This window comes from Luteibacter sp. NPDC104163, from assembly GCF_055584245.1.
The window spans coordinates 1-14,660 of the sequence record NZ_JBVJMK010000008.1; the positions used below are offsets into that span (position 1 = coordinate 1).

The window sequence follows — 14,660 nt, forward strand, 5'->3', positions numbered from 1 at the left end:
CTTCGAACCAAATAAACCCCCCCCCTGCTGTGTTTTAACACTACCTCGCAGATAAAAAACAACGGGGGGTGGGCGCGGGCGGGGGGGGGGGGGGGGCCCCCCCCCACCCCCCCCCGCCCCCCCCCCCGCTCCCACAGGTTTTAGTGGGTGATATCGATGTTGACGTTCGTGCCGTCGGGGAGATCCTGCAGCTCCTGCAGGACCGAGCCGGTGAGCTCGAAGTGCTCGCGCGCCGGAACCGGGTTGAAGTTCTCGACGGTGTACTCGCCCTCGGCGAAGACCGGTAGCGTCACGTACGTGTAGCACTCGCCTTCCGCGCAGACCTTGCCGGCCTCGATCAGTGCCTCGACCAGCGGCGGCAACAGCCATTCGTCGGCGATCTCTTCGCGCAGCTGCTGGTTGAATGCGTCGACGTTGTCCGCCACGCGCTCGACTTCCGCCGTGCCGGTGTTCAGCCAGTACACCGCCTCGCCCTTGTCGCTCTGGTAAAACATGTCGCCCAGCGCGGTGAACAGCAGCGGCGTGAAGTCTTTACCGATCTGCCATTCCCACGATGCCGCGAGCGACTTGATCGCTTCTTCGTCCGGCGTGCAGGTCAGTTCGTTCCAGGAAAGCGGCATGGGGGAAGGCCTGGGGTGGGGGAGCCCCGATTGTACCCCTTACGGCTGGGCGTCGATGGCATGGGTCACGGCTCGTACGAAATCGCCGCGCGTCTTCGCCTGCGCATCGTCCGTGGCCACCGGCCACGCCGCCAGCTGCACGATGACGAGGTGGCGCGCCGGGTCGACATAGAGCAGCTGGCCGAAGATGCCGATGCCGGCAAAAGCCCCGTCGTCCCACGTCCACCACTGGTAGCCGTAACCACGCCCAGGTGCGCCGATATCCGCATGTTTCTTCGTGGCATCGGCCAGCCAGCCGTCCGCAAGCACGGCATGCCCGCCGGCCATGCCGCCGTCGAGCAGGAACTGGCCGAGGCGCGCATAGTCGCCCAGCGTGGCCGACACGCCCGAACCACCCGCTTCCGTACCGTCGATCGCATCCTTCAGCCACAGCGCATCGTTCGCCATGCCGTAAGGACGCCAGATTTTTTCCGAAAGGTATGCAGCCAGCGTCTTCCCGGTCGCCCGGTTGACGAGGATGCCGACCAGGTCGGTTTCGCCGGTCTTGTACCCCCAGCGTTCGCCCGGCGCGAACTCGCGCGGCAGCGGTGCCATGTAGGTCACCAGCAAGGGTTCACCGGGCACGCGGCGGCCCTCGTACATCTGCGCCACATCCGAGTGCGGATCGCTGTAATCCTCGTTCCAGCGCACGCCCGAGGTCATCGTCAGCAACTGGCGAACCGTGACATCACGGTATGCGCCCACCGCGACTTCGGGGATGTAACGCACGACCTTGTCATCGAGCGAATGGATCGCCCCATCGCGCAACGCGGCGCCAACAAGCGTCGATGTGAATGACTTCGCGACGGAGAACGATGTCCAGCGCGTCCGGGCATCAGCGCCGAGCCCGTAACGCTCAAGCCGCACCCTGCCGTCCTGCAGGACCATGATGCCTGCCACATGGTGCGCAGCCATGTACGCCTCGAGCGAGGTGCCATCGTCGAGCACGGGCACGATCGGTTTGCCGGCGGGCAACGGATGCGCGACGCCATGCTTCACCACGTTGCTCGCGTACTGCGTGTCCATCGCGCGGAAGTTGGCTTCGCGCTGCGCCTGGTTCCAGAACAGCACATCGGTGCGACGCGCATGCGGGGTAGCGGCGCAGCCTGCGAGCAGCGCGAGCATCAGGGGAACCAGGTATTTCATGCGACTTTCCGTGCGCGCCGGCGGAACTCAAAGCCACCCAGTGCGATCGAGGCGATGACGAAGGGGCCGAAGCCATAGATCACGCGATACGCGAGCAGCGCGGCAAGCACCTGCGCGCGCTGTTCCTGCGGGAATGCGGCGAGCGTGAGCGCCTCGAACGCGCCGATACCGCCCGGCGTATTGCTGATGATGCCGGCGAGCACCGCGCCCACGTATATGGGTGCGAAATCGAGGAAGCTGCCGGCGATGTCGGGCGGCAGCAGCAGGTACATCGTCAGGATGGCGCCCACCATCTCGACTACGCCGATCGCGATCTGCGCGGCGGCGGAGCGCGCCGAGGGCACCGGCGTGGTGAACTTCCACACCTTGAGTTCATCGTGCTTGCCCGCGAGCCAGTGCAGCAGGAGCACGAAGGCGACGACGAGGCCCATGCCCAGCCAGCGGCCCCATTCGTTCGCGATGGAGGGCTCCATGACCAGCGCGATGCAGGTCACCGCGGCGAAGCCCATGCCGACCGCGAAGCCGACGAGGCCGACGACGCGCGCGACGTCCGCCGCACGCACACTCTGGGTCGACAGCAAGCGGTAGCGCAAGGCCGTGCCGGTGATCGCATGGAAGCCGAGCGCATTGCAGATGGCGTGGGTCGTGGCGCCGGAGAAGATCTTCATCTTCATCGACACCTTGCCCGGCACCACGGTCTCCACGGCGAACACGTCGTAAGCCGTAAGGCAGGCCCAGCTCGACAGCGCGGCGCCGATGGAGCCGATGATGTGCCAGCGCGGGATGCGGGTCAGCGCATCGCGCACGTCGTGCCAGGCCATCTTCGCGATATAGCGATGCAACAGGAACGCCGCCGCGCCTACGATCGCCAGCGTCACGCCGTATTTCAGCGCGCGGATGGCGAGGGCTTTCCCCCGGGGATTCTGGCTGGGCGTGCTCAACGATGTATCCGGGCGGGGACGATGGCTGCCGATGATAACCGACGGTTCTTACGCACCGTGCTCATGCCACGACGCGTCCGTCGCGGAGTTCGATCGTATGGCCCTGCAAGGCCTCAACATCCGCTGGGTCATGGGTGATGACGAGCAGTTGCAGGTCCAGCCGCTGCTGCAGGGCCAGCAGCTCCGTACGCATCCGGCCGCGTAGCGCGGGATCCAGTGCCGCGAACGGTTCGTCGAGCAGGACCAGGCGTGGCTCCGACACCAGCGCACGCGCGAGGGCGACGCGCTGGCGCTGGCCACCCGATATGCGCGAGGCGTAGCTGTCGGCGACACCACCCAGTTCGAAAAGCTCCAGCAGGCGCGCGACGCGGGGATCGCGTGCGCGGCGCGATGGATTCAACCACCCGCGGACGAGTGAGAAACCGATGTTCTGCGCGACCGTGAGGTGCGGGAACAGCGCATAGTCCTGGAACACGTAGGCGACCCCACGCTCCCTCGGCGGCAGCGCCACGCCGGCGGCGGCGTCGAACAGGGTCTGGCCATCCACGCGGACGTGCCCGTCATCGGGCACCAGCAGGCCGGCCACCGCACGCAGCGTCAGGCTCTTGCCGGCGCCGGAGGGGCCGAACAGCACGATGCGCCGCGCATCCGAGGCAAAGGCCACGTCGAGGTCGAAGTGGCGATCGTCGTCACGCAGCACCTTGCGGATCGCGACATCGACGCTCACGGGCGACTCCGGCGCAGGTGATCGGGCGCCAGCCAGCCCGCGAGCAGCAGCGCCACGACGCAGGTCACCGACGTCACCGCCACCATGATCGCGGCGCTGCGGTCGTCGCCAGCCTGCACGGCGGCGTAGATCGCCACGGAAAGCGTCTGGGTGCGTCCCGGCAGGTTGCCGGCGATCATGAGCGTGGCACCGAATTCACCCATGGCGCGGGCGAAGGCGAGCAAGGCGCCCGCGGTGATGCCGCGCGCCGCCAGCGGCAGCGAGATGCGGAAGAACACCGCGCCCTCGCGCAACCCGAGCACGCGCCCTGCGTTTTCCAGCTGGGGATCCACCGCCTCGAAGGCCGCGCGCGCCGCCTTGTGCACGAGCGGGAACGCCACGAGCGTTGACGCCACCACCGCGCCCTGCCAGGTGAACACCAGCTCGATGCCGAGGCGGTCCAGCCATTCGCCGAATACGCCGCGCCGGCCCAGCAGCACGAGCAGGTAATAGCCGAGCACCGTGGGCGGCAGGACGAGCGGCAGGGTGAGGATCGCATCGGCCACCTCGCGCGCATGCGAACGCCAGCGCGAAAGGCCGAACGCCACCGCCACGCCGAGGACAAGGTTCAGCGCGGTCGCCCACAGGGCGACCTTCAGCGTCAGCAGCAGGGGTACCCAGAGCGAATCCACGCCGGGCTTACGGTGCCTCGAAGCCGAAACCGGACAGGATCTTGCGACCCTCCGCCGACTGCACGAAGGCTTCGAAGGCGGCCGCGTCCGCCGGCTGCTTCGAACCGGCGACGACCGCGATCGGGTACGTGATCGGCTTCGGCGTCGGCACGGTCGCGGCGACCTTCACCTTGTCCTTCATGATCGCGGCGTCCGTCGCGAAGACGAAGCCCGCGTCGACCTCGCCGCGGGCGACGTAATCGAGGCTCTGGCGGACATTCTGGGCGAGCACGCCCTTGGCCGACACCGCGTCCCAGAGGCCCTGTTGCTCCAGCGCCGCCTTGGTATACCGGCCCACCGGGACCGATGCCGGGTCGCCGTAAGCCACGCGCTTCACGCTGTCGGCCTTGAGGTCGGCCGGCGAACCGATCGTGGCCTTGCTGTCCTGCGGCACGACCAGCACAAGCCGGTTGGAGGCGAAGTCCTTGCGGGTCGACGGATCGATGGCCTTGGCCGCCACGGCCTTGTCCATCGCGGTCTGGTCGGCCGAGGCGAAGACATCGGCGGGCGCGCCGCTGGCGATCTGGCGCAGCAGCACGTCGGACGCGGCGAAGTTCAGCACCACGTGCGTGCCGGGATGCTTCGCCTCATACGCCTTGCCGACGGCCTGGAACGCATCGGTCAGGCTGGATGCGGCGGAGACGACGAGATCGGCGGCGGAGGCCGCTGACGCGCCGGTGAGCAGCAACAACGCAACGAAGGGGCGCAGGCGCATGGTGGGCGTTTCCGGCAGTGGGATCGGAAAGGACTATACGCGGCGCCACCGGGCACGGAAACCGGCGCCCGCGACGGACAAGGATCTCCAAGCCAGCCACGCGCCACGGTGGCAGCGTGGCCGGATCGAACGAGGGTATGGCCCACATGAAACTCGCCTTGCGCATCATCGGCGCCGTGCTGGTGCTAGGCACCCTCGTCGTACTGCTCTTCGCCTGGCTCGACCGCACGGAGACGACGACCGATGCCTATGTGACGGGGCGCATCCATCCGGTGGCGCCGCGCGTGACCGGCACGGTCACGGCGCTGTACGTCAATGACAACCAGCACGTCAAAGCCGGCGAGGTCCTGCTGCAGCTCGACACGCGCGATTTCGACGTGCGCGTGGAACAGGCCCGCGCGGACATCAATCGCGCGCAGGGCCAGGTGGCCAGCGCGGAGGCGCAGATCGCCGAAGCCGGCGCCGCCATCGTCGCCGCGGATGCCACCGTGCGGAAGACCGGCTTCGACCTCACCCGCGCCAGCGAGCTCGTCAACGAAACCCCGCGCGGCATCTCGAAGCAGGAATACGACGCCGCGCGCGCGGCTTCCGATTCGGCGAAAGCGAACAAGACCAGTGCGGAGGCGCGCAAGGTCGCAGCGACCGCGGCACTGGAATCGGCGAAGGCGCAGGTCGCCACGGGCGAGGCGGCGCTGCACGATGCCCAGCTGGCCTACGGCTACACCAAGGTCATCGCCCCGGTGAGTGGCTACGTCGGCCGGCGCACCGTCGAGGTCGGTGCGCGCGTGAGCGCGGGGCAGACCCTGCTCTCGATCGTCTCCGATGAAGTCTGGGTGGTCGCGAACTACAAGGAAACGCAGCTGCACGGGATGACGCGCGGCACCGAAGCCCGCATGACCGTGGACGCATTACCCGGCGTCACGTTCATCGGCCACGTCGACAGCATCTCACCCGCCTCCGGCTCGCAGTTCGCCCTCCTCCCGCCGGATAACGCCACCGGTAACTTCACCAAGGTGGTCCAGCGCGTGCCGGTGAAGATCCTGTTCGGCGCGGATGACCTGCGACGCTACCGCGAGCGCCTTCCGCCAGGCCTTTCCATGATCGTGAAGATCCGCGCCGGGGACTCGAAGTGATCCTGCGCCGCGCCGCGATCGTGCTGTGCGCGGCCGCCACGCTGGCCGGCTGCGTGCTCGGCCCGGACTACCAGCGTCCGGAGCGCCCCGCGCCCGCCGCATGGCAACACCCCACCACCACCGCGAGCACCCTGCCCGACCGCTGGTGGACGCTGTTCGGTGACGAAGAGCTCGGCCAGCATATCGACGCAACGCTTGCCGCGAACCAGGACCTCGCCGGCGCGCTGGCACGCTACGACCAGACCCGCGCGCTGCTGGGCGTAGCGCGGGCGGACGAGTTCCCGCAGGTGTCGCTCGACCCGGCCTACCAGCGCGCGCGCACCTCGGGCACGGTGTCGAACGCGCTGCCTGCGCTGGAGACCACGCTGTATCGCGTGCCCGTGGATGTGGCCTACGAAGTCGACCTGTGGGGCCGCGTACGCCGCAGCGTGGAAGCCGCGCAGGGCGATGTCGACGCCAGCGCCGACAGCATCGCCGCGTTGCGCCTGAGCCTGGCGGCGGCCAGCGCCTCCACCTATCTCTCATTGCGCAGTACCGATCGCGACATCGACGTGTTGGGTCGCACGGTGTCCCTGCGCGAAGACGCACTGAAACTCGCCGACCGCCGCGCGCACGCCGGCGTGGTCGGCGACCTCGATGTGCTGCGCGCACGCGCGGATCTAGCGCAGACGCGTGCCGACCTGGCCGACGCCCACCGCAGGCGCGACAACCTGGAGCATGCGCTGGCCGTACTCGAAGCGCGCGACGCGCCGGATTTCCACGTCGCGCCCAAACCGTGGACGCCAACGGTGCCGGATATTCCGGCCGGCCTCCCTTCCACGCTGCTCACGCGGCGCCCGGACGTCGCGAGCGACGAACGTGCACTCGCCGCGGCCAGCGCGCGCATCGGCGTGGCGCGTACGGCCTTCTTCCCCTCGGTGCAACTCACCGCCTCCGCCGGCTACGCCAGCAACAGCGCTGGCGACCTGGCCCAGCGCGATAGCCGGCTGTGGGGCATTGGCCCGACCGTGCACCTGCCGATCTTCGAGGGCGGGCGGAACCGCGCACGACTGGAGGCTGCGGAAGCGGCGTATCGCGGTGCGTACGCGCGCTGGCGCCAGGATGGCATCGTCGCGTTCCGCGAAGTGCAGGATGCGCTGAGCGACGGCACCTGGCTGCGTGAGCAGGGCACGGCGCTGGCCGCCACGGTCGATGCGGCGACGGCGGCGGCGAAGGTGTCGCGCTCGCGCTACGACCGCGGCCTTGCCGGGTATTTCGAAGTGGTGGATTCCGAACGCCAGGCGTTGGCGAGCCAGCGTGCCGCCATCCAGAACGACCAGCAGCGGCTGCTTTCCGCGATCTCGCTGGTGAAGGCCCTCGGCGGCGGCTGGCAGGAAGGCGATCCCGTGCCACGCCAGCCGGTAACCGCCAGCGTGACGGTACCGCGGTGAACGCGGTCGCCACGCCCGCGGCACCAGTACCGGCCACGGCGCCCCTGCCCTGGCTCGGTATCGTCGCCGTGCTGCTCGGCGCGGTCGCCACCACGCTCACCTCGCGCCTCACGTCCATCGGCCTGTCGGACGTACGCGGTGCCGTCAGCGCGGGCTTCGACGAGGGCGCGTGGATCCCCACCGCGTTCTCCGCGTCGCAGATGTTCATCGGTCCGCTGGCCATCTTCCTCGGCCGCGCCTTCAGCCCCCGCCGCGTACTCATGGTTGGCTGCGTGATCTATGGCGTGGCGGAGTTCCTGATCCCGTTCGCGCCGGACCTGCGCAGCCTCATCGTGCTGCAGGTGGTCGCCGGGCTGGGCTCGGGCACCTTCATCCCGCTCACGGCATCCTTCATCCTGCTTGGCCTGCCGAAGTCGTTGTGGCCCTGGGGCCTCGCGGCTTATGCGATGAACATCATCCTCGGCCTCAATGTCGCAAGTTCGCTCGAGGGCTGGTACGTCGAACACGCGACCTGGGACTGGATCTTCTGGCAGAACACCGTGGTCGCGGTGCCCATGTTCTTCCTGTACTGGTTCGGCCTGCGCCGGCTGCCGATCGACATGGAATACCTGCGTGGCGGCGACTTCCGCGGCATGGTGACGGGTGCCATCGGCTTCACGCTGGTCTTTGTCGCCCTGGACCAGGGCGACCGGCTCGACTGGTTCTCGTCGATGTTCGTGGTCGGCGTGCTCGCCGCGGGCATCATCGCGATCGGCCTGTTCCTGTTGCACGAGACGACGCTGCCCGCGCCCAGCGTGGATTTCAGCCTGCTTGTCCGGCGCAACGTGTTCCTGTGCATCCTGCTCATCCTCGCCACGCGTTTCCTCGTCACGTCGAGCAATACGCTGGTCGCGAACTTCCTGATCCAGGTGCGCGGCCTGCGCCCGCTCGAGGTCGGCAATGCGTTGCTCTGGGTAGCGTTACCCCAGCTGATCATCGCGCCGACCGTGGCGTGGCTGCTCAACCGCGTGGATGCACGGTTCGCGATCGGGGTCGGCTTCTCCGTCGCCACCGCGGGCTTCCTGCTCGCCACGGGCATCACTTCGGAATGGGCCGAAGGCGATTTCCAGATGGCCCTGCTGTTGCAGGCCGTTGGCGAGACGCTGGAACTCACGGCGGTCATCTACTTCTTCGCCCACCACATCGGGCCAACCGACGGCATCACGTTCGGCGCGATCATCCAGACCGCGCGCCTGTTCGGTGGTGAGCTCGGTACGTCGCTTCTTATCTCGTTCACCCGCAAGGCCGAGCAGTACCACTCCAACCTCATCGGCCAGCACGTGATGAACGGGGCGCCCTTGACCGATGCGCGCATCAGCGCCTACGCCAGCTTCGTCGGCCCGCTGACCCAGGGCACCGGTGGCGCGGAAGCGCGTGGTGCGGGCCTCGTCGCCGCGGCCGTGCGCGCCCAGGCGTACACACTCTCGATCCTGGATGGCTTCCTGCTTGCCAGCTGCATCGGCACCACCGCCGTGCTGATCGTCCTGTGCCTGCGTAACCCGCCGGAGCTGGCGACACCGCCGGCGGTCCCGCCGTTACCCGCACCCGCTGCCGCGAACCGCGCCTGACCCGCTGGTGCGCCCGGGGCGACACCGTGTCGCACGCCGTTCACCCGCGTCCGTGCCATTATCCCTGGACCCGGGTCCGGGGTTGTCATCAGGGAGACGCCAGGTGCGTCGTGGAGCGCTGAAAATGCGTGGGTTGGGATGGATGGCGATCCTCGCCGTCTGGCTCGCCGCGCTCGCTCCCACGATCTCCCGGGTCAGCGCCTGGAGCTTCCCCGACCTTGGCGCCTGGTGCGAGCCGGCGGACGCCCACCACCACGGCGGCGGATCGCAAGGCCACGGCGATGACGGCGCCGCGTGCGGGTACTGCACGCTTTTCGCGCACCACCCGGGCCTGGCAGGCGCCTCGTTTGCCGCCAGCGTGCCGCGGCTCGCGGTCCACGCGGATGTGCCCATGCCGGCGCGCGACGGGTTCATGGTCCGCGCCACCTTCCACGCCCACCCACGAGGTCCGCCGGTCGACGCGCACGCCTGATCGTTACCGATCCCGCCGTACGCACACGACCCACGGACCCCAAGACCATGACTTTCCTTGCCATCGAGGGACGCGCACTTGCGCGTGCCATTGCCTGCGCCATCGCCAGTGGCGCGTGCGCCGCGCATGCCGCGGACGCACCCGAACTCCCGCCGCCCGCCACCACCAACCTGCACGAGGTTCGCGTATCGGCGACCAGCCACGGTGCCGCCATCGATCCCGACATGCCGGCGGCGGTCGAGACGATCACGCCCGCGAAGCTCAAGCGGCTGAACATCGTGAACACCGAGGACGCCCTGAAGTACCTGCCGGCGTTCGGCATCCGCAAGCGCTTCGCCGGCGACGAGAACGCGACGTTCTCCGTGCGCGGCACGAGCAACCAGCAGAGCGCGCGCGGGCTCGTCTACCTGGACGGTCTGCTGCTCTCCAACCTGCTGGGTAACAACTGGGCCAACCCACCGCGCTGGTCCATGGCGTTCCCGGACAACCTCGCCCGCATCGATGTGATCTACGGGGCCTATTCCGCGCTGTATCCGGGCAACAGCATCGGCGCGACGGTGGTCATGACCACGCGCATGCCCGAGAAGCTCGAGATCACCGGTGACGTGCAGGCCTTCACGCAGCACGTGCACACCTACGGCGTGGATCGCGACTACGGCGGCAGCAAGCAGACCGCGACCATTGGTGACCGCGAGGGCCGCTTCGCGTTCCTCATCGGCGTATCGCACCTGCAGTCGAATGGCCAGCCGCTCGTGTACGCCGTGCAGAACCGCTCGGCGGTGCCGGGCAACAGCCGGCCGGTCACCGGGGCCATCGGTGACACGGGTGCGAACGGCCTGCCGCGCGAGGTGCTGGGCATCAACGCGGAAGGACAGGAAGCGACGAGCCAGGATGAAGCCCACGCGCGCTTCAGCTACGACATCACGCCCGAGCTCACGGCCGCCGCGACGCTCGGTTACTGGAAGCAGGATCTGTCGCATCGCACGGAGACGTTCCTGCGCGATGGGGCCGGCAACCCGGTGTGGTCGGGACCGGTCAGCATCGATGGCCGTCAGTACACGTTGCCCGCCAACTTCTTCGCGCCCGGGACGCGGCAGAGCCGCAACTACCTCTACGGCCTGTCGCTCGGGACGCATCGCGCGACGGGCTGGAACGTCGAGGGCAACGTGTCGTATTTCGACATGGACCGGAACCGTGACCGTACCGCCAACGCCGTGACGTACGATGGCCCCGGCCTGCTGACCGCGGGCGATGGCAGCCGCTGGCGCACCCTCGACCTGCGCGCGAGCCATACCCCCGACACTGCCGGCCCGAACACACATGCCGTGAGCTTCGGCTACCACTACGACGGTTACCGGCTCGACAACGCGAGCTATGGCCTCGACAACTGGCGCCGGGGCGATGCCGGCGCGCTCACCGCCGCCAACGGCGGCAGCACGCAAACCCAGGCGATCTACGTCCAGGATGCGTGGCAATGGGATGAACGCTGGCGGTTGACCACAGGTGCGCGCTACGAGCAGTGGCGCGCGTTCAACGGCACGCGCGCGACGGCGAGCGCCAGCACCGGCTATCCCGAGCGCAAGGAAACCCACACGTCGCCGAAAGTGTCGCTGGCATACGCCGCGTCCGACGCGCTGACGCTGCGCCTTTCCGGCGCGCGTGCCTACCGCTTCCCGACCGTGAACGAACTGTTCCAGGGCACGTTCAACGGCATCAGCCTGGTCAACAACGACCCCAACCTGAAGCCGGAAAACGATCTCTCCCGCGAACTCTCCGCGGAGTGGTACCACCCCGGCAACGTCACGCGCTTCACCGTGTTCCGCAGTGACACGCGCAATGCGCTATTCAGCCAGACCGACACCACCGTGTTCCCGAACGTGACGAGCGTGCAGAACGTCGACCTGGTGCGTACCCGCGGCGCCGAGGCGAGCTTCGATGGCGAGGCGGTGCTGGTCCCGTGGCTGGATCTGTCCGCGAACGCGGCCTATACGCAGGCCACGACGGTACGCAACCATCGCAATCCCGCCTCGGAGGGCAAGCAGTTCTACCGCATCCCACGCTGGCGGGCCAACCTCGTCGCCACGATGCACGTACGAACGGACGTGGCGTTGACGCTCGCGGGTCGTTACTCCGGGCGCCAGTACAACACGCTCGACCACAGCGACACGAACCCGGATACCTTCGGCGGCGCCAGCGACTTCCTCACGCTGGATGCGAAGGCCGCATGGACGGTGAATCCGCATGTCGAACTGAGTGTCGGGATCGATAACCTCACCAATCGTCGCTACTACGTTTACTACCCGTATCCCTCGCGCACCTGGCTGGCGGAAGCGAAGTTCCGCCTCTAGCCGCTCAGGCCGCCGCCACGCTGCGTGGCAGGGTGGCGGCGGGCAGCGCTTCATCGAGCATGAACGAGGCACTGCCGCCCTGCGTGAGGCGGTCGAGGAAACTACCGACGCCTGCGTTGCCGGTGGCGAGGTCGCAACTGATCCGCGCGAGCTCCGCGCCCGGCACGGCCAGTGCATCGCCGCGCGGCAACAGGAACGGCTCGATGCCACAAGCGACACGCTTCGCCTCGTCGTGATAAAGCGCGGCACGCTCCGGGAAGAACGCGGCCAGATCGAGCAGCGTGTCGCCCACGCCGGCGAGCCCGTCGAACAACCCGGGCCGGATGGCGTGGCGGCGAAACAGGTCCGCTTCGGCGCGCAGGACGATGTCGCGGTAACGATCGTCGCGCGTGCACGCATGCATCCGCGCGGCGACGGCGAGGACGCCGGCGGTGCCTTCACGGAGATAGGGCAAGGTCGTGGCTGAGCCCTTCCACGCCGGCCACGCGAGGGTGCCCCCGTCGCCCGGCAAGCCGTGCGCCAGATCGAAGTCCAGCGCGTCACGCGCCGCGGCGAGGTAGCGTGGTTCGCCGGTCGCCATGTGCAGGTGGAGCAGGAACAGGGCGACGCCGCTCGCACCATGGCCCAGGCCAAGTGGCTGACGCTCACCGGACGGCCAGTGGATGCCTTCCGCGGACGCATGCGCATGCGCGAGCACATGCGCGCCCGCGGCCACCGCCGCATCGAGGAATTCGCCCTTGCCCGTGGCGTGCCACGCCTTGAGCCGGGCGAGTCCCCATCCGGCGACACCCTCGTCGAGGCCGGCGACGTCGCAGATCGCGCCGTCGAGCGGGGTGGCGCGTAACACGTGGCACGCAAGGTCGGCGTCGCCCGCGTCGAACAGGACCCACGCGATACCGGCATCGCCACCGAGCAGGCCGGCACCGCGTTCGTGCGCTTCGCCTAACCCATCGCGAAGCCAGGGCAGCAGGTTCTCGGGTGGTTTTCGCCGGCTGCGCTGGTACGCGTGGAGCACGCCCGCTGCACCATGCGCGATACCGAACGGATGGCTCTCGAACACTTCCGGCCCCGCGGGAACAAAGCGATCGGGCCGTGGTGCTCGCGCCTGCTGCTCCAGGTAAGCGAACACGCGCGCGGGGATGCCCGGCGTGGGGATCGCGGCCCGCATGCGGTGGGCCACGAGAGCGTGATCGCTCGGCATCGCGGCCACTGCCTTCCGCAGCGCAGCCATCGCGACGACCGGATCAGGCCGCATCATCGGCGACGGATGCATCAGTGACTCGACCGTGTCCGCATAGGCCGGGGGGTAGTCCATGTCCTCGACAAACTGGCGGAGGAACCGCCCCGTCGCCGCCGGATCCAGGGCCGCCAGCGCATTGACTGGGGCGCACGCGGCGAACAGGTTGGCACCGAATGCGTAGCGATCGGCGGCGATCGCCGCGGGATGGCCCTCGCGTGAGGCAAGCGCAGGACCGAAACCCGGCGTCCACGCATCCGCGATCCGGTCGAGGCCATCCTCCACGGCGGTTTCGAGGTCGATCAGTCGCACCGTGCCCGTCGGTTCGACGATCACGTTGTGGAACGACAGGTCGCCAATGGACACGCCGGCGTCGTGCACGCGCGACAGCGTTGCCGCGAGTTGGCTGAACACATCGCAGACTTCGTCGAAGTAGCTCGCCACGTCGGCACGCGAAGCGCGGCTGCGCAATGCCGGGTAGCGACGGGCAAGCCAGGCGCGCAAGGTGTCGCCTTCCAGCATCTCCTCAGCAAGGAAGCTGTGTTCCCATTCGCGAAAATAGGCGACAGGCCGCGGCGCGACCACCAGCGGCGCCAGCCTGCGCAGCAGGCGAAATTCCTTGCGCAGGCTGCTGGTGACTGGCTCCGCCGCACCGATGTAGGGGCGCGCTTCCTTGATCACGACGCGACGGCCCTCGTAAAGATCGTCCGCGACGTACACGCCGCCCGCGGCGGAGAACGTGAGCGCCTTGAGCGGGCGGAAGCGTCCGCCGCCCAGCAGCGGCGCGTCCGTTTTCGACAAGCCGGGCTCATCGCCGAGGGGATCCGCGAGCCAGTCGGGTACGCGATAGCGCGGCTGGCGATCATCGGGTTCGGCGCCACCATCGGGCCGCCGCAGCAACCACTGGCGGCGGCCACTCGGATCGATGCGGTACGCACTCAGCATGCCGCCGTAGCGGTAGGAGACGACCGGGCAATCCGGATGCCGGCGGTCGGTCAGGATGTGCGGCCCCACGTAGCCCCCGAGCGCGGCGGCCAGATCCTCGAGCAGGCGGCGGAACGTGCGCAGGTCGGCGGGATAGACCGTGATGAACTTGCCCGCGCCGCCGCGTGGCCAGCGCTTGCCGTTGATGGCGCCGAGCAGGCGGAGATCACCGGCGAACTTGAACGGCGCATCGTTGGCGATAAGGATCGCGGCGGTGATGGCCAGCACGATCCGCGCCGTCGCGGCCACGGACGATACGTGGATCTTCCAGCCCTGCATCGGCAGCTTCGCGCTTTCGCGCTGGGCCTGGATCCATACGCCGGAGCGGCGCATGACCCAATCCGGAGGCAGCTGCCCCCGTACGACGTGCTCGAAATCATCGGGATTGATGCGGTGCTGCGCGTAGGATTCGAAGAACTCACGATCCACCGCCGTATACGGCCACAACTGCCTGTAGCGCTCCATGCCGATCACTGCCCCCCGCGGGTGGACCCGGCCCTCGTGCCGACCCGGACGTCGGCACGGGGGCCATCGCTCCCGTGTGCCTTACG

Annotated in this window: 12 protein-coding genes; 5 read left to right on the plus strand and 7 right to left on the minus strand. The window is 68.6% G+C overall.

Features of this window, described 5'->3' with window-relative positions:
• Positions 1–140: 140 nt before the first annotated feature.
• From ACZ6YI_RS11565 to modA, 6 genes are all read right to left on the minus strand, one after another.
• Positions 141–620 carry a T6SS immunity protein Tdi1 domain-containing protein gene (locus ACZ6YI_RS11565; protein ID WP_465778790.1) on the minus strand — a complete coding sequence of 160 codons (480 nt, stop codon included), beginning with the start codon at positions 618–620 and terminating at the stop codon, positions 141–143.
• Between the two features lie 39 nt (positions 621–659).
• Entirely contained in the window at positions 660–1,805 is a 1,146-nt protein-coding gene (locus tag ACZ6YI_RS11570) for a serine hydrolase domain-containing protein (protein ID WP_465778791.1), read from the minus strand.
• A complete protein-coding gene (locus tag ACZ6YI_RS11575) occupies positions 1,802–2,746 on the minus strand; it encodes a lysylphosphatidylglycerol synthase transmembrane domain-containing protein (RefSeq protein ID WP_465778792.1) in 945 nt (314 codons plus the stop codon). The genes ACZ6YI_RS11570 and ACZ6YI_RS11575 overlap by 4 nt, the downstream gene beginning before the upstream one ends.
• Positions 2,747–2,807: 61 nt before the next feature.
• The gene (locus ACZ6YI_RS11580; protein ID WP_465778793.1) at positions 2,808–3,473 is read right to left on the minus strand and encodes an ABC transporter ATP-binding protein; all 666 of its coding nucleotides are present in this window, start codon (positions 3,471–3,473) and stop codon (positions 2,808–2,810) included.
• The gene (modB, locus tag ACZ6YI_RS11585) at positions 3,470–4,144 is read right to left on the minus strand and encodes a molybdate ABC transporter permease subunit (protein ID WP_465778794.1); all 675 of its coding nucleotides are present in this window, start codon (positions 4,142–4,144) and stop codon (positions 3,470–3,472) included. Before modB ends, ACZ6YI_RS11580 begins: the two co-directional genes overlap by 4 nt.
• Positions 4,145–4,151: 7 nt before the next feature.
• Positions 4,152–4,898 carry a molybdate ABC transporter substrate-binding protein gene (gene modA / locus ACZ6YI_RS11590; RefSeq protein WP_465778795.1) on the minus strand — a complete coding sequence of 249 codons (747 nt, stop codon included), beginning with the start codon at positions 4,896–4,898 and terminating at the stop codon, positions 4,152–4,154.
• Between the two features lie 146 nt (positions 4,899–5,044).
• Between modA and ACZ6YI_RS11595 the strand changes: the two genes are divergently transcribed.
• From ACZ6YI_RS11595 to ACZ6YI_RS11615, 5 genes are all read left to right on the plus strand, one after another.
• Entirely contained in the window at positions 5,045–6,031 is a 987-nt protein-coding gene (locus ACZ6YI_RS11595; protein ID WP_465778796.1) for an HlyD family secretion protein, read from the plus strand.
• Positions 6,028–7,461, plus strand: coding sequence for an efflux transporter outer membrane subunit (locus ACZ6YI_RS11600; RefSeq protein WP_465778797.1), 1,434 nt, complete (start codon positions 6,028–6,030; stop codon positions 7,459–7,461). Before ACZ6YI_RS11595 ends, ACZ6YI_RS11600 begins: the two co-directional genes overlap by 4 nt.
• Positions 7,458–9,068, plus strand: a complete 1,611-nt coding sequence (locus tag ACZ6YI_RS11605; protein WP_465778798.1) for an MFS transporter — start codon at positions 7,458–7,460, stop codon at positions 9,066–9,068. Before ACZ6YI_RS11600 ends, ACZ6YI_RS11605 begins: the two co-directional genes overlap by 4 nt.
• Before the next feature lie 124 nt (positions 9,069–9,192).
• The gene (locus ACZ6YI_RS11610; protein ID WP_465778799.1) at positions 9,193–9,540 is read left to right on the plus strand and encodes a DUF2946 domain-containing protein; all 348 of its coding nucleotides are present in this window, start codon (positions 9,193–9,195) and stop codon (positions 9,538–9,540) included.
• 47 nt (positions 9,541–9,587) lie between these two features.
• The gene (locus ACZ6YI_RS11615; protein ID WP_465778800.1) at positions 9,588–11,888 is read left to right on the plus strand and encodes a TonB-dependent receptor; all 2,301 of its coding nucleotides are present in this window, start codon (positions 9,588–9,590) and stop codon (positions 11,886–11,888) included.
• A 4-nt stretch (positions 11,889–11,892) separates the two neighbouring features.
• Here the strand turns inward: ACZ6YI_RS11615 and lanKC are convergent, their stop codons facing one another.
• Entirely contained in the window at positions 11,893–14,574 is a 2,682-nt protein-coding gene (lanKC, locus tag ACZ6YI_RS11620) for a class III lanthionine synthetase LanKC (protein WP_465778801.1), read from the minus strand.
• Between the last annotated feature and the right edge of the window lie 86 nt (positions 14,575–14,660).

What these genes read in the sequence shown, in the direction of transcription:
- ACZ6YI_RS11565 (WP_465778790.1), bottom strand. Translation starts at nt 620, where the DNA reads ATGCCGCTTTCCTGGAACGAACTGACCTGCACGCCGGACGAAGAAGCG.
- ACZ6YI_RS11615 (WP_465778800.1), top strand. Translation starts at nt 9,588, where the DNA reads ATGACTTTCCTTGCCATCGAGGGACGCGCACTTGCGCGTGCCATTGCC.
- ACZ6YI_RS11570 (WP_465778791.1), bottom strand. Translation starts at nt 1,805, where the DNA reads ATGAAATACCTGGTTCCCCTGATGCTCGCGCTGCTCGCAGGCTGCGCC.
- ACZ6YI_RS11610 (WP_465778799.1), top strand. Translation starts at nt 9,193, where the DNA reads ATGCGTGGGTTGGGATGGATGGCGATCCTCGCCGTCTGGCTCGCCGCG.
- modA (WP_465778795.1), bottom strand. Translation starts at nt 4,898, where the DNA reads ATGCGCCTGCGCCCCTTCGTTGCGTTGTTGCTGCTCACCGGCGCGTCA.
- lanKC (WP_465778801.1), bottom strand. Translation starts at nt 14,574, where the DNA reads ATGGAGCGCTACAGGCAGTTGTGGCCGTATACGGCGGTGGATCGTGAG.
- ACZ6YI_RS11595 (WP_465778796.1), top strand. Translation starts at nt 5,045, where the DNA reads ATGAAACTCGCCTTGCGCATCATCGGCGCCGTGCTGGTGCTAGGCACC.